Consider the following 24,672-nt stretch of genomic DNA (forward strand, 5'->3'; position numbering starts at 1 on the left):
ATAGACTTTTTTTAAATGTTCTATTTTTAAAACTTCTATCTTATAATGTATTTATTACTAATTTTTAGAAAAAGAAGGAAGGTTTATTTTATGAAAAAAGATACTATTCTTGGTGCTTCTATTGGCTCTACTGACTTTCATTATCTTCAAAAGGATTATGATGAAATAAAAAAATTAAACTTAAATACTTTGACTGAGGTAGCTTGGATAGGAGATGAACTTAATTCTAAAATTGTTATGTGGACAAACTCCTCTCCTATTGATAATGTTACCCTTTCTTCAAGTGACTTTATAAATGAAAATGGGGATTTAATCTCTTCAAATAATATTAAGATTTCTTGGCTTAAAGAAACCTTAGCTAACATAGGACGTAGTAATCCTTCTGCTCCCCTTGAACCTTTCCCAGATATTATTCATAATTCTGGTTCACTAAATATAGAAGAAAATAAAATAGCCTCTGCTTGGATTAATATAAAAATTCCTAGGAATGCAAAACCTGGAATTTATAATGGTTCTATTGAAGTCACTGCTGATGAATTAGAAAAAGCCTATACTTTTGATTATTCCTTTGAAGTTTTAAACTTAGTACAACCTCTTCCAAGGGAAACAAATACTCAAATTGAGTTTTGGCAACATCCTTACACCATAGCAAGGTATTATAAAATATCCAAAGAAGATTTATTTACAGAAAAGCATTTTAAATATTTAAGAGATAATCTTAAAGAGTATAGAAATATGGGAGGACGTGGTGTTATAGCTACTATAGTTCATGAAGCTTGGAATCATCAATCTTATGATAGTGACCCTTCAATGATTAAGTGGAGAAAAAACTCCTATGGCACCTTTGAATTTGACTACTCTCATTTTGATAAGTGGATTCAACTTAATATAGACTTAGGAATTCTAGATCCTGAAAAGGGCTTTGGCCAAATAAAGTGTTATAGTATTGTCCCTTGGAATAATAGAATTCAGTACTTTAATGAAGCTACTAATAAAGAAGAAGCCATAAATCCAAACCCTGGTAGTGATCTTTGGATAAACATTTGGACACAATTTTTAACTTCATTTATGTCTCATCTTGAAGAAAAAGGATGGTTTAACATAACTTATATTTCAATGGATGAAAGAAGTATGGATGATTTAAAAGCTTCTGTTGATTTAATTGAAAGCATAACAAATAAATATGAAGAGCATTTTAAAATTTCTTCTGCCATGGACTATGAAAGTGGAAATGACTACTCTTTCTTAGATAGAATAGATGATATATCAATTGGATTATCCCATATAAATCATAATTCTGATGATATGAAAAATATGTCTAATCATAGACAAGAACTTGGATTATTAACTACAATATACACCTGTACTGGAGATTATCCAAGTAGTTTTACCATAAGTGATCCTTCTGAAGGTGCTTTTACTATGTGGTACTCCTTATACCAAAACACCAATGGCTTTTTACGTTGGTCATGGGATGGTTGGGTTGAAAATCCTTTAGAAAATGTTTCTTATAAATATTGGGAACCTGGAGACCCTTTTCTTATATATCCAGCAGAAAAGGATAGTATAGATAAAACCTTTTACTCTACTCCTAGATTAGAAAAATTAAAAGAAGGTATAAGAGATATAAACAAAGCCAAATATCTTATGGAAAAGGCTCCAAACTTAAAAAATTCTATAGAAAATTTAATCTACTCTCTAAAAAGACCTAATAAAGGAGAAAATTCCTATGGCTCTGCAGTAGCAGCTTCTAAGGAGGATAGAGATTTAACTATCTCAGAAGCAAATAGAATGAAAAATGGCATAAATAACTTTGCAAGAGAATTTATTTCATTAACTATGAAAACCTTGTAGTTAATCTACTTAGAGGTTTTCACCCTTTAGAAATCAATAAAAATAGACGTGTATCAAAGTAAGTTTTATTATTATATTTTGATACACGCCCCTTTTATACAACTTATTTTTTATTTAAAAGATTATTCTCCTAAGATCTTATCCATAACTATTTGGATATCAGCTTTATCTACTACTCCATCTTTGTTTATATCAGATTTTTCACTTAAAGCATTTCCTGATATAACCTCTCCTTGATATTTAGATACTATTGATAAATCTCCTACATTTATAGAACCATCCTCATTAATATCTGCTGACCCTTCAGATTCTTCTAATACATAATTTACAGTATAGATGTTTTTAGCACCAGATTCTGAACGAGCAATGATTATTGATTTATTATTATAAACTGGTAATATAGTTACAGCCATATTTTCTTCCCCTGAAGCTTCTACAGTTTTAGGTAATTCTTTTAAATTAACTGTATATTCATTAGTATCAGGATTAAATCCTTCTAAGACTTCTCCATCTAATTTTATTTCAGATAATTTATTACCTTCATTAGCACTTACTTGTGGTACATACTCATATACTGCAACCTCTGATAATCCAATACACTTACCTACTTCAGGTTGTTGCATATAAACACGAATACTATCAGTATTTATTACTTTATCTAAGAAATAAGTTGTTTCTCCAGCAAGGTATGATACCTCTGTTGTATTTGAATGAGTAACTACCTCATATTCACCAGCCTCATTTTTATAACTTATTTCTACTTTCTTAGGAATTCTTCCATAAATATTATCAGTAAATACCCATAAATCTAATCTATCAATATTATATTTATTTTCCCAATCTAATTGAACATATGCCCCTTTAGGTTCACCATTTACAGTTAAATCTCTTTCATTCCAGTTTGTCCAACGTTCTCTTGTATCTGTACCATTATTAGTTATTCCATTATTAATAGAATTTAAATTATCAGCTGTAGAAACGCAACTTTGGCTTAAAGCAGGAATATCTTTGTTAGAAGAATTATTTATAGCTAAGTTGGCAGCAGCTTTTAAAGCCTCAACTACACGTACTGTTGAAGTAACAGTATATGTCTTACCTAATAAGGTTACTTCTCCTAAAACTTCAACTGTTGTATTAGGCTCAGAGAAATCTACGCCTTCTAAATTCCAATCCACTTTAAACTCTTCACTTTCATTTCCATCTGCTAAATATCCTTTAACAGTTTTAGGAAGTGTAGGAGTTTGTCCAGCATAAGTAAATGTTGAGTAATTTTCCATTGAAACCACATCACCAATTACATGGACATTTACATTTACAGCCACATCTGTTCCCTCTAATTTACCATTTATCTTAAATACTTGTGGAGTATTTAATTGTGATTCATCATAATCATTCCATGAAATATTAAAAGTCTCAGTTGTTCCATCACTATATCTTCCTTCTACTGTACTTGGTAACTCTGGCTTTTCATTTAAATTAACATAGTAATCTTTAACTATTTCATAAGATTCTAAGAACTTATCTTCTCCAGCATTATTTACAGTATTAATTTCTATAGATTGAGATTGTAACCCCTCACCTGAAACATTTAATCTTATATTTCCAGCATCCTTAGTTGATTGAACTATTACTAAGGCCTTACCACTTAATGCTTTTCTAGAAGCTTCTGTATCACTTGTAGGTTTATAAGAATCTGTATCAGTTTGATCTCCATTATCAACACCTACAATTTTTCCATTTCCTTCTAACTCAAAATTTAATCTATTATCTGCATTTTGAACTATATTGCCATTTTCATCAACAATATCTACAGTAATATAAGATAAATCATATCCATCTGAATCAATAGTATCTCTATCTGCACTTAATCTTACAGTTGAAGCCTCCCTAGTTGTTTTCACTGTATTTCTTCCCTCTGTATTTGTGATTTCATTTCCTTCTTTGTCATATGCCTTAGCAGTTAATGTACCCTCCTCATAAGGAACATTAAATACTGGATACAATGAATCATTTCCAAAAGTATAGTATTTATATCCTGCATCAGTTGTATGCTCAGTTGAAGTTTGCTCCCCAATCTTTTCATCATTTAGATATAATTCAACTTTGTGAGCATCAGTAAATACGTTTACTTCAACATTTCCATTTTCTATAACTATATCTTCTCTGTTCCACGTTGGAAGTACATGTAATGTATTTACATCATCATTCCATTGACTTTGATATAAATAATAAATATCTTTTTCAAATCCTGCAGTATCAACTATACCAAAGTAACTTGATTTTGGAGCTGCTCCATTTCCTCCACCAACTGTACCTGTACCAGTACCATTCCAAGGAGTAGGCTCTCCTATATAGTCAAATCCTGTCCAAACAAATTCTCCAGCATTATAATCATTTTTGATTACAAACTTCCAAGCATCACTAGCTGAATGTCCCCAACCAACTCTTGTTTGATTATTATCATACTCTGAAATACGATGATTACTATAATCTATTCCCTTTGTTTTATAATATCCTCTAGTGTGTATTGCACTACTAGTTTCAGAAGCATATAATGTCCAATCTGGATGGTTTGCTCTTTGCTGTGCAACCTGTGCTTCATTTGCATAGTTAAATCCAACTAATCCACCATTGTCATCAACCACCTCTGAAATAGCCTCTGCTGTTCTATCTCCATTTTTAGTTCTATTATCTCCTATAGTAACATGTCTTGTTTCATCCTCATCCTTAATCCAATCAATTATATTTTGAGCTACGTTAGTATAATTAGATGCACTTCCACTAATTCCTTCTAATACCTCATTACCTATTGACCACATTATTATAGATGGGTTATTCTTAGAGTTTTTAACCATAGATCTAGCTTCAAACTCTCCCCATGTCATTTCTGGAGAACCATTTAAAATTTCATTATCTTCTCCTATTACTTCATTAAAATACTTAGAAAAGTCATTTACATTTCCGTTCTTTGGATTTGTCCATGTATCAAAGGCTTCATTAATAACCAATAATCCTAAACGATTACAAATTTCTAATAACATTTCACTAGCAGGATTATGAGAAACACGGATTGCATTTACTCCCATTTCCTTCATTTTCTCCATTTGACGCTCTACTGCACGATAATAAGATGCTGCTCCTAAAGCTCCTTGGTCATGGTGCATACAAACACCTTTTAATTTCATATTTTCTCCATTTAAAGAGAATCCAGTATCTTTATCAAAATTATAATATCTAAATCCAAAATCAGTAAAATAAGTATCCATAACCTTTCCATCTACTAATACTTCACTTTTTACCTTATACATATTTGGATTATCAACTGACCATAAATCAGGATTATTTACAATAGCAGTTTGATTGAAAGTATAACTTTCATTAGCTCCTATACTTTGTTCATTTATTACTGCCTCGCTAACTTCTTCTCCCTTAGAATTTACTACTGTACTTTTTACAGTAACCATAGAATTGTCTTTGGACTCGTTTTCAACTATAGTCTCAATAGTTACATCTACATCTCCACCTTTTTGCTCTTCAAGTTTTGGAGTAGTAACTGTTGTTCCTGCATGGGCAACATGAATAGAGTCTGTTACACTTAAAGTTACATCACGATAAATTCCACTTCCAGAATACCATCTACTAGTTGGCACTGGGTTAGATACCTTAACAGCAATTATATTTTCAGTTTGTCCATCACATATTAAAGCTTCAGTAATATCAAAGGCAAAAGAAGTGTATCCATAATTATGGTCACCAACCTTTTTACCATTTACATATACTTCAGCATTCATATATACTCCATCAAAGTTTAATGTAAAATCCTTACCATTATACTTTTCAGGAACTACAAAGGCTTTACGATACCATCCAGTTCCTCCTAATAAGAATCCACTTTCAGCTTCCCCTTCAACAGTAAAATCTCCTTCAATACTCCAATCATGAGGTAAGTTTAGTCCTCTCCATGAAGAATCATCAAAGTCTACCCCTTCAGCACCAGAAGGATCTCCCTTAAAAAACTTCCAGTTTTGATTGAATATTGTTGATCTCTCTCCATCTTTTATGAATCCAACATTTACTGTTTCAGATTCAGGAATTTGTCTTGTTTCAGCCATTACTAAGGTAGGTGCTAAGGTTAAAGCAAATGCAATTGCTGCTCCTAAAGCTGTCCCCCTTTTGTTAAATGATTGCATATTAATTTCCCCCCTTATTAAATATACATATAAGCTATTTTACTTATTTTAACTTATATGTATAATAATACCATCAAGTAAATTCATGGTAAAGTCATAAAAACTTTTTAACTATTACAAAATAATTTATCATTATAAATTATTTATTTAGTAGTAAATAATAAAAATTATAACTAAAAAACACATTGAATTTCTCAATGTGTTTTTATTCTATTAAGTTTAATTAAGCTTTATTCTTATATAAAACCCTAAAGTTCTTTAGAAATTTTCTTTATTTTCTCTGTTAAACCTAGTAAATCTTTTCTTACTTCAGAAAAGCTAGCACTTACTAATTTTTTATCCTTAACAACAATCTTACCATCAACAACTACTAATTCTACATTACTAGAATTAGCAGAATATACTATTGTTGCATAATAATCATATATAGGTTGCATATTTACTGATTTTGTTTCTATTAAAGTTAAATCAGCTTTTTTACCAACCTCTATAGATCCAACTTCTTTATCAATTCCTAAAACTTTAGCTCCACCTATGGTTCCCATTTCTATTAAATCTATTGATGGTAGTAAAGTTCTATCTTTATTAAATAATTTATGAATTTTTCCCACTTGTGACATCTGGCTTAATATATCTAAAGTATTTCCACTCATAGGACCATCTGTTCCAAGTCCAATATTTATTCCTTTTTCTTTCATCTTTAATATTGGGGCTATTCCTTTAGCGCCTTTAGAATTTGCCCCTATATTATGAGATATATTAACATTATTCTTCTTTAAAATTTCTATATCTTCTTCATTAACTAAAACTGCATGGGCCGCTATAAAATTAGAGTCTAAAACTCCAAGCTTATCTAAATAAGAAACTGGAGTAAGATTATATTTATTTTTATATTCCTCTAACTCATAGTCCATTTCTGCTAAATGCATAGTTATAGGAACATCATATTTTTTACTAATTTTATATGCTTCCTTTAATGATTCCTCTGTATTTGTATAAGGTGCATGAGGAGCTATTCCTGGAGTTATCAAATCATCATTTTTCCATTTTTCTATAAATTTTATGGAATAATCTATCCCTCCAAAAGCCTTTTCTGAATCTGGCGAAGGAAAATCTACTATTGTCTCACAAAGCACTCCTCTCATATTTAATTCTTTAGCAGCTTTCGCTACCTCATCTTCAAAATAATACATATCACAAAAGGTAGTTACTCCACCTAATAGCATTTCTGCTATAGCATACTTTGCTCCTATATAAGTCAATTCTTTATCAACTAATCTTTGTTCTAAGGGAAATAAATATCTCTTTAATCTATCCTTACAATCGTCAGCTAAACTTCTAAAAGGAACCATAGACCCATGAGTATGACAGTTTATCATACCTGGCATTAATATTCCCTCTTCACCATCTATTACCTCAACTTTATATCCACTTCTTTTTAATTTTTCTTCTGTCCTTACATCAGTTCCAACATATACTATTTTATTTTTTTCAAAAACAACTAAACCATTTTCTATAATTTCTTTATGTTCATTCATAGTAAGAACTGTAACATTTTTTATTAAAGTTACTATTTTACTCATATTATCCCCTCCAAAATCCACCTAAAATATAGCTAAAAATAAGAGGCTATATCTACTAAGATACATCCCCTTACTTTCCTTTTATATTACTTTGCGTAATTAAGTTAAAGCTAACTAAATAAAAATCAATAATCACTTAATATAGACTTTATTTGAATAAAGAAACAATACTACCTTTTTTAACATCTATTAACCCTTTATCTGTTATCTTTAATGCAGGACTAACAGGTAAAGATAAAGTGCTAAATGACATAATTTCATTCATATGATTATATCCTAAATCTCTCATGGCACTCCTAACTTCCCCTAGCTTTTCTCCTATGATTTCAATAGGTTCATCACTGATTATTCCACCTATTGGTAACTCTAATTTAGCAATTACTTCATTATTTTTTGAGACTACATATCCTCCCCTAGAATTTATAACCTCATTAGCCGCTATAGTCATATCACTAATATTTCTTCCCATTACCATAAGGTTATGATGATCATGAGCCCAAGTAGTTGCTATTGCTCCCTCTTTTATAATTTCTCCTTCTACTAATCCAAAAGATATATTATTATTTTTACCATATCTCTCAAAAACAGCAATTAATGCACAGCTACTCTTTTCCCATTGTAAAATATTATTATAAACATTTAAAGTTACTTCTCCCTCTTCTGTAAAAGTAGTATTCTTTAAGACTTTCATAGTTCTACAATTTACTTTATTTTTATACTTATTTGGTACTTTAACCTCTAAACTTTCTTTAGTAATATTATTTAATTCTATACTATTATAAAATCTATAATCTAATTTGCTTTTATCTTCAAAAAACTCTTCTTTTAACCCCTTATCTCTATTAAAAACCATTTCCCCATTTTTATAAACTTCATATATATTAAAATCTTCTATACTATCTAACAATATAAAATCTGCTAGCTTTCCAGGTGCAATTGTTCCTCTATCTAAAAGATTCATTCTTCTAGCTGGCGTATATGTAGATGCATATATTGCATTCTCTATAGACATTCCAAGCTTTACGGCTTCCTTTAAAATCTCATCAAGATGCCCCTTAACTAATTTATCTGCCATTACATCATCTGTTACTAATGCAAAATGCTCATATAAATTATTTTCAATCAAAAATTTTATATTCTCTAATGTCATTGATTTATGTTGCATCTCTATAAACATACCATTTTGAATTTTTTCTTGAAGGGATCCAACTGACTGCTGAGTATGATCCCCATTAACCCCTCTATAAATATAAAGTGATAAATCTACTCCTTGTATTTTAGGACAATGCCCTTCTAAAGGTATATTTTTTTCTTTACTTATATTTATTATTTTATTTATATTAGAATCATCATCTTCTATTAAGTCTTTAAAGTTCATTACTTCTCCAAGACAAATAATATTATCATACTCTAATAATCTTTTTACCTCATTGTGAGTTATTTTCTCCCCTGTTGTCTCTAGTGAACTTGAAGTTGAAGGTACTGAGCTAGGTATACCATAAAATATATCTAGATTTCCCTTAAATTTAATAAATTCTTCTATACCTCTTATTCCAAAAACATTAGCAATTTCATGAGGATCAGCTACTACTGTAGTGACCCCATGTTTTATTGCAGCCTTAGAAAATTCCCTTGGAATAGTCATAGAACTCTCTATATGCATGTGTATATCTATTAATCCAGGAATTATATATTTTCCTTCCCCATCTATTACATTTTCAGACCATAATCTATCTTCATATCCTTTCCCTATATGAAGAAATTTCCCCTTATTTATTAAGACATCACCTTTTATGAATTTTTTAAAATAACTATTATATACCTTTAAATTTTTAATAATTAATTCTACTTGCATTTCACTACCTGCAAACTAGTTCATTATTCTGTTCCAGTTATTAACCCATTGATCCATTACTGAATTAACAAACTTAAAGTCAATTACCTTAGCGTTATCAACCACTGGTCCATATGTTAAGTTTTTAGTTTCTTCTCCATTTAATTTAACTTCTTTATTAACTGGTGATTCATTTAAAGCTTTAGCAGTTTTCTCCTGAACTTCTTTGCTTAATGCATAGTTAATAAATTCATAAGCTAAATCTTTATTTTTAGAATTTTTATTTATATTTATTGTATTAAAGTTTAAGTAAGTTCCTGACTCAGGTATTACATTTATAACCTCTGGTTTAGCTTTTGAAATTGTTCCAAAAGCAAAGTCTGATGCTACAGCAGCTACTATTTCACCATTTGAGAACATATTAGCTAAATCTGAAGATTTACTATAAGTTTTAACAACATTTGGTTTTAAAGCTTCTAATTCTTTAAATGCAGCTTCTCCATTATCAGTTTTAACATCTACTCCTGCCTTTTCTGCTGCTATTTCTACCATTGCTGGACCATTAGTTGTTGTAATATCTGGTATAGCTATTTTATTTTTAAGTTCTGGTTTCCATAAATCTTCCCAAGAATTTATTTCAATTCCTGCTGAAGGATCTACAACTATTCCTATACTATTTAATGTATATGCTGGTCCATATCCTGCCTCTACTGTAGATTTAGCCTTTTCATTCATCTCACTTGCATTAGGAATCTTTGAATAATCTAATTTATCGAATATACCTGCTTCTACTCCTTGCTCTGCAAAAGATTCTGCTAAATAAGTTATATCTATTTGTGAGTTAGGATTATTTTTTATCTTAGTTAATCTTTCTGAGTTATTACCTATATCTAAAACTATTTCCACACCATGTTCTTTAGCAAATGGTTCAAATACTGTCTCCTTTAATACATCTTCATTTAATCCCCAAGTTGAAACTACTAATTTTTTTCCTGCCTCTGCTCCTTCTGTTTTTCCACATCCAACTAAAGATGTCCCTAGTACTAATCCTGTTAATAAGGTTGCTAAAATTTTCTTTTTCATAAGATTCTCCTTTATAAACATATTTTTTATATTTAAGTTTTATAAAATTACTATTTTATCCACTGGTAATTGAAGTTTTATATTTTGTCCCTTTTCATATATGCCGTCATTTTCACTATTTACAATTAGATTCCCAAGTTTTGTTTTAATATCATATTGGTATGCCTTTCCTAAGAAAGTTCTAACCTCTATAACTCCATCTACAGTGTTTTCTAAATCCTCTTTTACAATCTTTATATCATCTGGTCTTATAGTTGCTTTTACTTCATTCTTATCCTTAACCTTGTTAACTTTTAAGTTAATTCCACTCTCATTTTTGTATGTATCTTCTGATACCTTTATTAAATCTATAAAGTTTTCAAAACCTACAAATCTTGCAACAAACTCTGTTGCTGGATTTGAATAAATATTTTCTGGAGTATCAAATTGTTCTATTACCCCTTTATTTAAAACTGCTACTTTATCTGAAATTGAAAAACATTCTTCTTGGTCATGAGTTACGAATAATGTTGTTATTCCAAGCTTTTGTTGAAGTTTTCTTATTTCAACTCTCATTTTTAATCTTAATTTAGCATCTAAGTTGCTTAAAGGTTCATCTAGTAATAAAAGACTTGGCTCTATTACTAAGGCTCTTGCTATGGCAACCCTTTGTCTTTGTCCTCCAGATAATTCCTTTGGATACCTCTTTGCTAAATGACTCATATCAACAACTTTTAATATATCATCAACCTTTTTTCTTATTTCTTCTTTGCTCATCTTTTTCATCTTTAATCCAAAGGCTACATTTTCTTCTACTGTTAAGTGAGGAAACAATGCATAGCTTTGAAAGACTAATCCAAAGTTTCTATTATGAACAGGTATATTTGTATAGTCTTCATCTCCTAATAAAAACTTTCCTGCTGTTGGTTCTATAAATCCAGCTACAACCCTTAATGTTGTTGTCTTTCCACACCCACTTGGTCCTAAAAGAGAAACTAATTCTCCTTTTTTAACTTTTAAATTTAGATTTTCCAATATATTATTTTTCTTATCATAAGAAACATTTATATTCTGTAGGTTTATTAAATCCATGTTTTCATCCTCCAAATAAATTTTTAACTTAAATTCTATCCTGCAAAATTATTTAATCCTAATGTTTTTTCTAATATGTACATAATTCCAATAGTTAATATCATTAAGATTACTGATAAAGCTGATACTGTTGGATCATAATTATATTCAACATAGTTCATCATAGTTGTAGGTAATGTGCTTACTCCTGGTCCAGTTAGAAATATAGATACTGGAACATTATTAAATGAATTTATAAAAGCCAACATAAATGCTGCCATTACCCCTGATGTTATATTTGGTAAAACTACTTTAAAGAAAGTTTGTGATTTTTTACATCCTAAGCTCATAGCTGCTTCCTCTATGGAATAATCAAACCCCTCTAAACTTGATCCTACAACTCTTATGATGTAAGGAATTATTATTAGAGTATGTCCAATAAACAAACTAGCATATACTGATAAGTTCATCTTTACCAATAAAAACTGAAACAATGAGAATCCCACTACTATTCCAGGAACTATTAAAGGCGAAAAGAAGAAACTCTTAAGAATATCTTTTCCTTTGAAGTTATATCTACTTAATCCATAAGCCGCCGGCATTCCTATAACCAAAGCTGATAATGTAGATACTGTAGATATTAAGAAGCTTGTCCCCATACTTTTTATAAATGACTCAGATTTAAATACTGTAATAAACCATTGCAAACTAAATCCTTTTGGAGGAAATGCTATATAATTTTCTGTTCCTATACTAGTCATGGCAATAATTACTAGCGGTGCAAATAGAAATATATAAACCAAAACAACGAAGGTTGTTAATACTTTGCTCTTCTTCACTTTAAGAAACCCCTCTCTTATCTAATCTTGATGCTAGGAAGTTAATCCCCTTTATTACTATTAAAGTGACTACAATCATTATTGTTGCTACAACTGCGGCCCCTTGCCAATCACCTAATGTCATAGTTTTTTGGTATATTAAAGTTGCTAAAACCGTATTTTTATTTCCTCCTAATAATTGAGGTGTTGTGTAAGCTGTTAAGGAACCTGTAAATACCAAAACTGTTCCAACTATTAATCCTGGTAAGCTAAGTGGAAATACAACTTTAAAGAATGCTTTTAATCTATTAGCTCCTAAACTTTCTGCTGCTTCTAATAAGTCATTATCTATATTTTCCATAACTCCTACTAGGGAGATAATCATAAGTGGTAAGAAAATATAAATTGTACCTATTATAATAGCTCCTTCTGTATATAGTAGTGATAATGGCTCTTGTATTAAATTAAACTTCATTAATAAACTATTGATTATTCCATTTTTTCCTAAGATACTCATCCAAGCAAATGAACGAACAACTGAATTTGTTAATATGGGAAAGACTGTTAAGGCTATAAGAAAACCTCTCACCTTTTTAGAAACTCTTGATATGTAATAAGAAACTGGCACACCTATAAACATGCAAATTATAGATGATACTAAAGATATCTTAATGGTTCTCCAAAATATTGACATCATATAAGAATCTGTGAAAAATTCTTTATAGGCACTAAACATACCACCATTTGTATTAGTGAAAGTAGGAATTATTACATCTACTAATGGAACTATCATAAAATATGCTACTAATACTATGCAGGGTATAAATAATAAATACTGGCTTATTTTCCTCATGTTTTTCCTCCGTCTCTAAGTGCTGTATCTTTACTCACTGTTTTTAATTTCTACATAATTTAATTTTATTCTACTTTTTATTGCGTATATTGTCAATATAATATAAAATAATATTCGTAAATTATATTATTTTAATACCTTTAAATTAATCAAATTAAAAATTTATTCATATTCCAATAAAAATCACGAATATTATACAACCATAGAAAATCCCTATAATAATAAATAAAATCCATATATAAACACAAAAAGACAATAATCATATATATTTTTCAATATGATTATTGTCTTAAATATGGTATTTAAATAAAAAATTTTAAGTTATTGTTAACTTATATATGTAAACTTATACATAGTTTTAAATCTCTTCTTAGTTTAAAATACAATTTAGACCAAACTTATAAAACATAGATAACCTATTTCTAAAATTATCTCCTCAAAGCCATCATTTAAGAACTCTATAACAGCATCTTTATTATTTTCAATAACTCTTGAAAAAGTAATAATATTATTCTTTATCTCTTCCCTTTGTATTTTTTCATCATTAATACAATAATTTAAAAATACAGAATATCTTGTTAATAAATATTCTAATATAATTAATTGGAAAGAAATTATCATATCTTCCATATCATCACTTGTACAATTACTAAATATCTTAGATATAATACATTTTTTAAGTAAATCTTCAAATTCTTTAAATGATTCTTTATATTTCTCCCACTTTTCACTTAAAAGATTTATATTAGTATTTTCAGCAAAATCAGATACTCTTTCTAGTACACACTTTAGATTAGAAATACTCTTATAATTTTCTATAATATCTAAAAACAGAGAGTTTACTTCCTCTAATGATTCACCTTTATTTATTTTTATTTCATTATATAGATAAATCACTTCTTTTATGTACTCTATGTTACTATACTTTTCTAGTTCATCTAAGAAAATATCTTCACTAGTATAACTTTCATTTTCTAATATATTTAACAACATCTCAAAACCTAAAAGTAATTTTTCTTCTAAGGAAAATCCCTCTTCATACATTATATTTATTAAAGTATCCCTCAATTTAAGCTCTAATGGTATATCTTCTTTATTTATTTTTTCCAATTGATTTATTATAATCTCACTATCTATATTATCTAATATTTCCATAACTTCTGGACATGAACATGATAAAGAAAGCTCTTTTCTATATTCAAACTCATTACTTATTCTTGGAAATGTACTACAAGTTTTAGATAAATACTCTTCCCCTTTACACTTAACTATATTACACAGTCCCTTACAATCTAAAAAAGAACACGCTTCAAAGGTATCTTTGTTTATAAAGTATAATTTTTCCCCATTAACTTCTCTCACTTTTACATTATTTAAAAGGTATTTAGAATGTTCTTTATTATTTTTCCATTTTTCATATGTATCCTTATCTATATCAATATCCCATCCTTCACAACAAGTGAATTTACAGCTATCAGCTATACACTTAAAATCATCATAACCTGAAAGTTTCTTAATAATCTTTTCTTCATTCATATAATTTCTCTCCATATTTTCATTATATTAGTTAAAAGTCTAATTACTCTAATAAATGTAATTATAGCACACTTTCTAATTTACTATTTTTTACTATACTATTCTTATTCCTATAATAAAAAATCTACCAGACAATAAAACTAAAGTCTGATAGATTTTAAAATAAATATATTAAATATAAAGAAACATATCTTATATTTACTCTTCACTACTAAATAATCCAGCTCCCTTAAGTATATCCTGTTCTAAAAATAGACTTGTAACAGCTTGGTTATAATCAACTACTTTCTGAGCTTTCTTTATTTTCTTAGCATATTTTTTATTATTTGAGAACATATATATCATATATCCCCATAGCTCCTTCATTCTAAACATTGCATTTCTATCTTCATTAAATACTTCTCTGTACTTACTAAATATTTCATCATGAAACTCTTTTAATACCTTTTTGTCCATAAACTCATTGTTTAAAATTTCATTCATTAAGGCTGGGTTAGCTAAGACCCCTCTTCCTAACATTATTTTATCCACTTCTTTGAATTCTTCAACCAATTTATTATGATCCTCTAAGGTAAAAATATCTCCATTATAACAAACTGGATTCTTACTTAAAGAAATTGCATCTTTAAAAACCTCTAAATTAGGTTTATTTCCATAAAAATCTTGTCTTGTTCTAGGATGAATAATAAGCTCCTCCATAGGATACTTATTATAAATTTTTATAAGTTCATAAAATTCCTCAGGCTTATCCATTCCTAATCTAGTTTTTATTGAAATTTTTATGTCATCTATTTTAAATATTTCTTCTAAAAACTTATCAAGTTCTTCCTTGTGAGCTAAAAAACCTGACCCTCTTTTCTTACCAACAACTGTTCCAGAGGGACATCCTAAGTTTAAATTTATTTCATTATATCCTAAATCCTTAAGCTTTTTAGCTGTTAAAATAAACCCTTCTGAATCATTGGTAAGTATTTGTGGAACTAAGTTTATTCCTTTATTATTCTCTGGCAAAACATCTCTTAATTCCTTAGTTTTAAGACTTTTACTACTATTTGGAACAACAAAAGGGGCAAAGTATTTATCAATTCCGCCAAAAAACTTTTCATAAGAATTTCTATATATAAATCCAGTAATCCCTTCCATTGGTGCTAAATAATACTTCATTTGTTTCTCCTTTTTTTAAAGATTCTAGAAAATATTATAACAGGCTTTTTTCTTCTTATCCACTTAGTAATTAAAGTATTTTTATGTAAATTTCTTTAATTAGCTATTCACTTTCTTCTATGGAAATTGCATAACTCTTATCTCTTATGTAAAATTCTTTTATTAAAAATATAAGTATTATCAGGGTAGCTAAAATATCAGCTAAGGGTTGTGAAATCCACACTCCATTTAGTCCATATACTCTAGGTATTATAAATACAATAGGTATAAATAGTATAACTTGTCTTAATAAACTTAAAAAAATTGACTTTTTAACATTTCCTATAGACTGAAAATATACTGCCCCTAAGATTGAAACCCCTAAGGTGGGTAGGGCAATTGTATATATTTTTAACCCATTAAGTGCTATATTTATTAACTCCTTATCCTTTGTAAATATATTAATAAACTCCCTTGGATAAATTCTAATAAGTACAAGGCCTAGAGTTAAAATTAAAGTTGCAATTATTATAGTCATTAATAGAGTTTTTTTAGCACGTTTATACTCCTTCGCTCCATAATTATATGCAACTATGGTTTGCATTCCTTGGCTCAGTCCAAAGACTGGCATCAAAAACAAAAGATATATAGATGTTATTGAAGTCATTGCACCTATAGCTAAATCTCCACCATAATCCTTAAGCACTCTATTTGTTATTAAATGTATAAATCCTGCTGCAAGCTCCATAAAAAACGGAGTTAAAGCAATTAAGATTATTGCCCTTAAAATATTCTTATTTAATATCTTTCCTTTAATCCTTAACTTTAAGTTTGACTTTCCTAAGGTAAAATAATACATTGTCCATAGAAAAACTATGAATTGACAAATTATAGTTCCTAAGGCAGCTCCCTTAATTCCCATATGAAATAAGAATATAAATATTGGATCTAAAATTATGTTTAAAACACAACTTATTATCATGATTTTACCAGCTAACTTTGGATTTCCCTCAGCTCTTATTGCATTATTAAGAGCAAATCCAGGAAAGTTAAACCATGCCCCTATAAGTATTACCCTCATATAATCCTTTGCATATATAATAGTTTCCTTACTTGCTCCAAAAAAGTATAGTATTTTTTCTAAAAAGGAGAATCCAAAGATCATAATAATTAAAGCAACAACTATGGATAATATAAAAGTATTTCCTAATATTCTTTCAGCTTCTTCCCTCTTTTCTTCCCCTAGCTTTATTGATATATTAGTGCTTCCACCTACAGATATGGCTACGCAGAAAGCACCTAGTATTGTAAATAAGGGCATAGTTACTCCTAAGCCAGATATGGCAAGGGCTCCTATATCCTTAATAGATCCTATAAAAGCTCTATCTACAGTGTTATATAAGGAAGTTACCATCATAGATAGTATAGCTGGTAGTGAATATTTTAAAAGCAATCTCCCTATTTTTTCATTCTTTAGTTCATATTGATTTTTCATAATAATGTCCCTATTCCTAATGTCCTATATTTCTTATGATGAATAATCATTTCATTTGTTATTAATAATTATTATCAAATCTTGTTTATTATAGCATCTACTTATTCTTAGTCAATATTTTCTGTGCATAGTTTTAAAAATATTAAATATTTCTTCCATAACTTAAAAAACAATAAATATGATTATAAGGATGCTTTGTTATAAACTTAAAATATCTTTCCTTATTTAAGAAAAAAATAATAACTATAGTTAAGAATTCAAACCTCCCTTAAGTTAAATCTTTTCAAAATTACAATTCACTTAAAATATATCCTAAAATTAAAATAACCTACAAAAATCTATAAAAAGACTTTTGTAGGTTACAAGATAAAATCTATTCTACTTTTTCAATATACTTGCAATTTAAATATATGTGGTTTAGAAAAACTAATAATCTTTCATAAAGAGGATGTACTTTTTCACCAAATCTCTCTTCTAAGGCTTCACCAAATTCCTTAACGGTATTAGTTCCATTGATTTGTAAAAATACTTCACTACCATATTCATCTAAAGAAGTTCTTTTATACATTGGAATCTTAAATTTCAATTTTCTAAAAAATCTTTGAATCTTATGGTCTTGTTTTTCTAAAATAGTAACTATTCTATTTTCATCAACTTCATACTGAAGATTATCACAGATTTTAAATCGCATATTTAAAAGTTCATCATTATCCATTATATTTCACCTTAATGTTTCACCTTAGATTTCATAATAGGCAATGTAGTTGCTAAAACTAAAAGAATAAGCACTATTATTGCCATTCCATTGCTAGCTACAAAACCAGTTGGTGTTCCAGGTGTTATTATTCCTGTTACTTGTAGAACTATTCCTATTAATCCCACAATAGATCCTCCAGCAACAAGACCAGAAGATAAACTTATTCCATTTGAAACCTTAACTTCTTTTTCATGATCACTCTTGCTCATTTTTTCAATAAATACACGTATTAATGCACCTACTAAAATTATAGAAGTTGTTGATATAGGTAAATAGAATCCTATGGCAACAGTCATTATTGGTAAGTCTACTAAGTATAAGAATAAAGCCATAACTACTCCAACAATTATCATAGGCCAAGGTAAGTTTCCTTCCATTATACCTGAAGTTAATGTTGACATTAAGTTAGCTTGTGGTAACGCAAAAGGTGCATCTGCTCCAGTGATTGATAATTGGCTAGAAAGTACTAATATTGTTCCAGTAACAACAACAACACCAACTATACTTGCAATCATGAAAGAGTTTTGCATTTCTTTTTTGCTTCCACCAATTATATATGTTACCTTTTGAGATTGACTATATCCACCTGCTACAGAGATTGAAACAACCATAAATGTAGCAAATAAAAGTAATGCTTTGTTATCAGCTTTTCCAGTCCATCCCATTATAACGAATACTAGTGTTAATATTACTAATGAAGCTATTGTCATACCTGATACAGGAAGGTTTGATGTTCCTATTGTACCAGTTAAGCGTCCTGCAACTATTACGAATAGTAATGATAGGATTATTGAAACAACTGCTCCTGTTATAGCCATTGCAATGCTATTAGAAATGAAGAATCCTATAACAAAAGCTAATACAGCTCCTACTAAAAGTATTATTATAGATCCGCTATTTTTCTCAGCATTTTCTTCGTTAACAGGACTTGCTTTTAAGGTTTCTTTTATTGAAACTATTATAGTTGGTATAAGTTTTATAGCACCTATAATACCTCCACAAAGCATCATTCCTGCTCCTATGTACTTAACGTAACTTCCTGATATTGCATTTACGTCCATTTGGTGAATTAACATTGAAGCGTCATTCCATGAATGCATGCTCTTCTCTGCCATATCACTGAAATATCCTATTAATGGAGCTATACCAAAGTTAGCAAGTATAGATCCTGCAAACATAGTAAGGGATACTTCTAATCCAACTATAAATCCAATACCAAGTAAAAGTGGGTTTACTTCAGTAGAAAACTTCCACTTATAAAATTTGCTTCCTAAATATGTAACAGTATTGTTTATTAAGTTTAAAAATGATCCTGTTAAAACATTTATGATACCACTTATAACAAATCCAATCCCCATAAATTTAATTGAGTCTTCACTTCCTTCAGAAGCAACAAGAGTTTCAGATATTGCCATTGACTCAGGATACATAAGTTTTCCATGTTCCTCAACTATTAGATAGTTATAAACTAATGATAGACATCCTATACCAAATAGAACTCCTCCTACACCTGCAGCTACACCTTCTAAGAAAGTAAAGTCACTTCCTATTAGTATAATTGCTGGTAATACAAATATCATACCACTTGCTATAGATTCTCCTCCACTTGCCATACCTTGAGTTATGTTTTTTCCAAGAATACCTTTACTACGTGCAAATATTCCTACAAAAACTGACCCTATAATAGCCCCAGGTATACCAGCAGCAACAGTTAATCCTGACTTCATACCTGAATAAGCAGTAGAAGCAGCAAAAACAATAGCTAATACTATACCTATTATTAGTACAGGAAGATTAACTCCATTTTTTGACTTACCAGTAAAATAAGGAACATAATCTTTACCGCTTACACCACCATAAGCTTCCTTAGGTAATTTCTTTTTCATACACCTAATCTCTCCTTTCCTTTATTCATATCAAGGGATAAAAATATCTATTGATATGTTCTATTGTTATATTTTCTATAAAATGCACAAATATTATACTATATCCACATAAAACAAAAGTTATAATGCTATTTAAACTAATTATTGCGCATATTATATTTAAACTCATCTTAAAAGACAGGCTAAACAAAAAGCTGTCAATTAAGTTAACCTTTATATAGTAATTTATTATCACTATACTTTTAAAATGTTTTTAGAACTTTCTAAATACATAAAGAAGAAATGCTTATAATTAAGTATTTCATTGTTTCAATGAATTAATACTTTGCTTAAATCTACCTATAAAAATTAGATTTTTTTTATATTTTCATGGTGTATTTTACTATTAAAATATTTTTATCATGCTTATAATAATACCATTTTAACTTAAAAAAATCCATGATAATTCTTTCACATATACAAATTTTTTACATTTATTATTAAATAATATTGATTTTTTTGAAATTTAACATTTCATCATAAAACTTATATAAAAACCTATAAAAATATTTATATAAATAAAATTAAACTAAAAAGCTGCATAGACCTATAAATCTATGCAGCTTCTCATATAACTATTTTCTAAGGCTTTTAACTTTTAAGAAAATTATCTTTTCTTTCTTTTTAATACAAAAGCTCCTGAAGCCATCATTACTACTCCTAATTGTAAGAATATTGATGATGAAGCTCCTCCAGTGTTTGGTAAATTACCCTCTGGTTTGTCTGGAGTTTCTGGTTTATCTGTACCTTCAGGATTTTCAGGTTTCTCTATATTATCTGGATTCTCAGGATCAACTGGCTTTTCTGGATCAACTGGTCCTTCTGGTTTGTCTGGATCTACTGGTCCTTCAGTCTCATCTTTTTTTACTAATCCAGAAATTGCTTCATTTAAAGCTTTTATAGCATTATCTACCTCATCTTGAGTAGCATCTTCCTTAGATAATACCTCTTTAGCTAAATTTAACTTTTCTATTAAGTTACTCCAAGAGTCCTTTGTATAATCTTCCTCTTTAAGCTTTTCTACTTCCTTAATAGCTTCTTCTAATTTAGACTTATCTACTTGAACCTCTTCTTTAATTGTTGAAAGTCCTATTTCATAAATAGTAGGTGCAAATCCATCCCACTCTACCTTTATTTCAAAGACATTTTCAAAAGCTTCTGTATTAAACTCATTAAAGCTCTTTCCTAAACTTCCTATCTCTTTCCATCCATTTTCATTTCTTACAGATACAATTGCATTAGAAATTGTATTTGGATTTTGTACTATTGTAAACTTCTTAATATCTGTTTTGTCAGAAATTCTATAAGTTAATTGGCCAGATTTAGGTGCACTTTCTAGTGGTTTAAAGGCTGTATTTAATTTTCCGTCAATTAAATTCTTAGGCTCAAATTTTGCTTCTGCTGTTGGTCTAATATCAAAATTCACATCATTATTAGAGTATTCAGCTTCTAATTTATTTAAATTAAAAGTTACATCCTTATCTGTATTATTTATAATACGAACATAGCGAGCATTTATAGTTTCTGATAAAGTTTTTGCTTCTACCCACTCAACTCCATTAATTGATGTTTCTAATGTTAAATTATCATTATTTGTGAAATCTGAAACTATGTTAGTTACTTCTCTAAGCTTATTTAACTTAATTCCAACATATTCTCCCTTTGATAAAGTAACATCATTTAAATCTAAAAGTATAGCTTTTTCCTCTGAAATACTTACTTCATTCTTAGCTAAAGCTTCTACATTTGTATATGCATTAACTTTCATATTATTTTCATCTTTTTTATTAACAGAGAATTCTCTAACAGCAATCCAGTTATTTAAAATTTCTTTAGTAGGAATAAATCTTAAATATTTTGCTGTTATATCTAAACCTTCAACTACAATCTTATGCATTTTTGGTCCATAATCTACCCCATCTACATCAGTCCAATTTTCACCATCCATAGAATATTGGAATTTACCATAGTTAAATGCATCTCCTTCATCTTGTCCTTGCTCAAAAGTAATGCTATTAACCTTAGTTACCTCATTTAATTCTACAGCAACATAGTCTCCTTCTTTAGCTGAATTACGAATCCACATGCATGAATATCTAGTATTATCTCCATCAGCTATATTTTGAACATGTCCCCAATAAAGAGGTGACATATTTGTATAAGGACGAAGTGTTAACTTAGTAGTATCTGGATTTATAACTTGGTCAATATTATCTCCTATGATTTTAGATAAATCCTTAATAAATGGTATTAAGTGTCTTGTACCTGGTTCTGGTCTAGATTGTCCATTTATTACAGGTGTTCTATGAGATCTTGAAGCAGTGTACTCATCTTCTCCTAGAACATAATACTTCATAGCTTCCTCATAATTTCCTTTTTCAAAAGCTACTGCTGAATTTATATATGCTATAGTTGATTCTGCTAAATCTCTTAAAGAATCAACCCATCCTTTAATTTCACTCTTTAATAATTCATTCTTAGATTTAGTTGCAAAATTATTAGTTGCATCTAAAATCTCTTGGTATTCATCTAAAATAACCTTACTGTAATCTAAAACAGATTCTTTTTCCCATAATTTTCTTGTAAACTCTTCAATTACTGGTCTTAACTCTTCAGATTCTTCTAAAGATAATCCATGCCAGTTTGGAGCTGGATCACTCATGTGTTTTGCAAAGGTATATAATTCTTCACTTGCATCTGGCTCTATATATTTGAAAGAATCCTTCCAACTCTTGTCCATATCAAAATCTGCTCTATTCCATCCATAATCAGCTATAGCAAATAAAGCTACCTTTGAAGCTTGAGCTTCTTGCATTGGATTTGTTACAATTCCCTTAAAGTTTGTAACTGTTGGATCTAACATCTCACCCTTACCCATTAGTAAACGTTTATTGTTAATATCATTTACTGGCCAGTTTAACCACATAAAGGCTTGACGTCCTACAGCTTCTTCAAAGAATTCAAATGTCTCTTGAGTTACATAACCAAGTATTACATCACCAGTCCACATGATATCAATAGTTTCTGGCATTGTACCAATAGTTTTTAAGTATTCATTATTAACATCTCCACCAGCTGATTCCTTTGTATAAACCTTAGGAACAAATATAAATTCGTATACATCACCTTTTTGTAAACGCCATTTTTCTAAGTCTTCCATAAGTTTTACTTGATTATTAGCTTCTCCCTCAGCATCATCTGCAAGCACACCAAATTGACGTACTCCCACACTATATAATTGTTCAAACTTAGCTATTATCTTTTCTAAATCAGCTTTATAACTCTCTTCTGATCCAAAGTTCATACCATCTTTTAAGAATGGGTGTATTGTCCATATGAATTTATTCTTTGTTGCTATTCCAACATCAACCATTTCCTTTATTTCAGCTAACTTCTCAGCAGGATATGGCTCTCTCCACTTAAGACTGTGATACTGATCATCCTTTGGTGCAAAGATGTATGAATTCATCTTAAAATCCCCACCAAATTTCATTAAGTCCTTACGATTTTCATTGCTCCAAGGAATTCCATAATATCCTTCAATAAAACCACGCCATTGACCATCTGAATAATCTTCAATTAATAATTCCTTTAATTCATTTCCTTCTAATTGATTAAATATTGCTTTTAAAGATGTGATACCATAAAATGCTGAATCAGTATTTTTACCTAATACAGCTATTACATTTCCCTTAACTGATACTACATGGGCATCATGATTTTCAAAATGAGAATCATTTGCTAAATTATTATCTGTAAAGTACTTGTCTACAACTCCTTCTGAGTTATTTATTCCTATTAGAAAGTTTGTCTTATCTTCTTTTATTTCATTGCTCTCTTCATAATTAATTCCCTTAATTGATAAAACCTCTAATAGTCTGTTTTTTGTTGCCTCATCAATTCCTTCTTCAAATACAACATTAGCATCAGTCCCTAAAGTTACAGTGCCATTATCATATTTTATACTTTGAGGAATTGGATAGATTTCATACTCTTCTCCCTTTGTTTCTTTGCTGTCATTAGCTAATACATTTTGTACAGGTAAGCTTGATAATAAAGTCACTGCCATAACCAAAGCCATGATCTTACTAACAAATTCAATAAGTTTGTTACCTTTTTTCCGCATTGTTTTTCCCCCTTATTTCCCTTTTTATATTTAATATAATTTATTTCCACAATATATTACTATATTTATGTTTTTATGTCAATATATTACAAATAACTTAACATATTAAAAATTATTTTAATGAAGACATAATAATATTTCCTTTAAAAATCATTAAATATAAAATAACCACACACCAGTTTAAGTAAAGGTGTGTGGTTTATGATAAAAAACTCTTTAATAAATATATATTTAGTTATTAGAAGACTTTCTTCCATGATTCCTTACTGGAACAAATTCTGAAGTTGTATCATTAGGGTCAATATACTTATAATCTCCATTTTCATCTTTTCTAAGACCTAAAGATGCCATTTTCTTTTTACTATTTCTATTTTTATTACCCATTTTTATCACCTCCTATAAAAATTACATTTATTATTAGATAC

Annotated in this window: 15 protein-coding genes; 1 reads left to right on the forward strand and 14 read right to left on the reverse strand. The window is 29.1% G+C overall.

Translation table 11 applies throughout. The features are described 5' to 3' along the window. The first annotated feature begins 90 nt into the window (after positions 1-90). Positions 91-1,854, forward strand: a complete 1,764-nt coding sequence (locus GOM42_RS07455) for a DUF4091 domain-containing protein (RefSeq protein WP_110077124.1) — start codon at positions 91-93, stop codon at positions 1,852-1,854. Between the two features lie 122 nt (positions 1,855-1,976). Here GOM42_RS07455 and GOM42_RS07460 read toward each other — a convergent pair whose 3' ends face one another. The 14 genes from GOM42_RS07460 to GOM42_RS07525 all read right to left on the reverse strand — a co-directional run bounded on the left by GOM42_RS07460 (position 1,977) and on the right by GOM42_RS07525 (position 24,631). Beyond that, a complete protein-coding gene (locus GOM42_RS07460; RefSeq protein WP_252597636.1) occupies positions 1,977-6,044 on the reverse strand; it encodes a glycoside hydrolase family 2 TIM barrel-domain containing protein in 4,068 nt (1,355 codons plus the stop codon). A gap of 248 nt (positions 6,045-6,292) precedes the next feature. After that, positions 6,293-7,627, reverse strand: a complete 1,335-nt coding sequence (locus GOM42_RS07465) for an amidohydrolase (protein WP_110077126.1) — start codon at positions 7,625-7,627, stop codon at positions 6,293-6,295. A 148-nt stretch (positions 7,628-7,775) separates the two neighbouring features. Then, the gene (locus tag GOM42_RS07470; protein ID WP_110077127.1) at positions 7,776-9,482 is read right to left on the reverse strand and encodes an adenine deaminase C-terminal domain-containing protein; all 1,707 of its coding nucleotides are present in this window, start codon (positions 9,480-9,482) and stop codon (positions 7,776-7,778) included. A 15-nt stretch (positions 9,483-9,497) separates the two neighbouring features. Then, positions 9,498-10,544, reverse strand: coding sequence for an ABC transporter substrate-binding protein (locus GOM42_RS07475; RefSeq protein WP_110077128.1), 1,047 nt, complete (start codon positions 10,542-10,544; stop codon positions 9,498-9,500). A 39-nt stretch (positions 10,545-10,583) separates the two neighbouring features. Then, positions 10,584-11,615, reverse strand: coding sequence for an ABC transporter ATP-binding protein (locus tag GOM42_RS07480; RefSeq protein ID WP_078233793.1), 1,032 nt, complete (start codon positions 11,613-11,615; stop codon positions 10,584-10,586). A gap of 35 nt (positions 11,616-11,650) precedes the next feature. Continuing rightward, positions 11,651-12,433, reverse strand: coding sequence for an ABC transporter permease (locus GOM42_RS07485; RefSeq protein ID WP_003467290.1), 783 nt, complete (start codon positions 12,431-12,433; stop codon positions 11,651-11,653). 1 nt (position 12,434) lies between these two features. Then, complete coding sequence (locus GOM42_RS07490; protein ID WP_003462513.1) at positions 12,435-13,265, reverse strand: ABC transporter permease; 831 nt, start codon at positions 13,263-13,265, stop codon at positions 12,435-12,437. A 387-nt stretch (positions 13,266-13,652) separates the two neighbouring features. After that, positions 13,653-14,801 carry a flagellin lysine-N-methylase gene (fliB, locus tag GOM42_RS07495; RefSeq protein ID WP_003467170.1) on the reverse strand — a complete coding sequence of 383 codons (1,149 nt, stop codon included), beginning with the start codon at positions 14,799-14,801 and terminating at the stop codon, positions 13,653-13,655. Positions 14,802-14,999: 198 nt separating this feature from the next. Continuing rightward, complete coding sequence (locus GOM42_RS07500) at positions 15,000-15,965, reverse strand: tRNA-dihydrouridine synthase family protein (RefSeq protein WP_003467304.1); 966 nt, start codon at positions 15,963-15,965, stop codon at positions 15,000-15,002. A 103-nt stretch (positions 15,966-16,068) separates the two neighbouring features. Then, complete coding sequence (locus GOM42_RS07505; RefSeq protein WP_110026202.1) at positions 16,069-17,439, reverse strand: MATE family efflux transporter; 1,371 nt, start codon at positions 17,437-17,439, stop codon at positions 16,069-16,071. Between the two features lie 373 nt (positions 17,440-17,812). Continuing rightward, on the reverse strand, positions 17,813-18,154 hold the full coding sequence (locus tag GOM42_RS07510; RefSeq protein ID WP_252597637.1) for a PqqD family peptide modification chaperone: 342 nt from the start codon (positions 18,152-18,154) through the stop codon (positions 17,813-17,815). Between the two features lie 11 nt (positions 18,155-18,165). Next, positions 18,166-20,082: an oligopeptide transporter, OPT family gene (locus tag GOM42_RS07515; RefSeq protein WP_003477897.1), complete on the reverse strand. Its 1,917-nt coding sequence runs from the start codon at positions 20,080-20,082 to the stop codon at positions 18,166-18,168. 646 nt (positions 20,083-20,728) lie between these two features. After that, positions 20,729-24,247, reverse strand: a complete 3,519-nt coding sequence (gene nagK, locus GOM42_RS07520; protein WP_110071345.1) for a hyaluronidase NagK — start codon at positions 24,245-24,247, stop codon at positions 20,729-20,731. A gap of 231 nt (positions 24,248-24,478) precedes the next feature. Beyond that, on the reverse strand, positions 24,479-24,631 hold the full coding sequence (locus tag GOM42_RS07525) for a hypothetical protein (RefSeq protein ID WP_003465828.1): 153 nt from the start codon (positions 24,629-24,631) through the stop codon (positions 24,479-24,481). Between the last annotated feature and the right edge of the window lie 41 nt (positions 24,632-24,672).

Origin of the sequence: Clostridium sp. 16K-1-R1 (genome assembly GCF_023921145.1) — a bacterium.
Classification (GTDB): domain Bacteria; phylum Bacillota; class Clostridia; order Clostridiales; family Clostridiaceae; genus Sarcina; species Sarcina perfringens.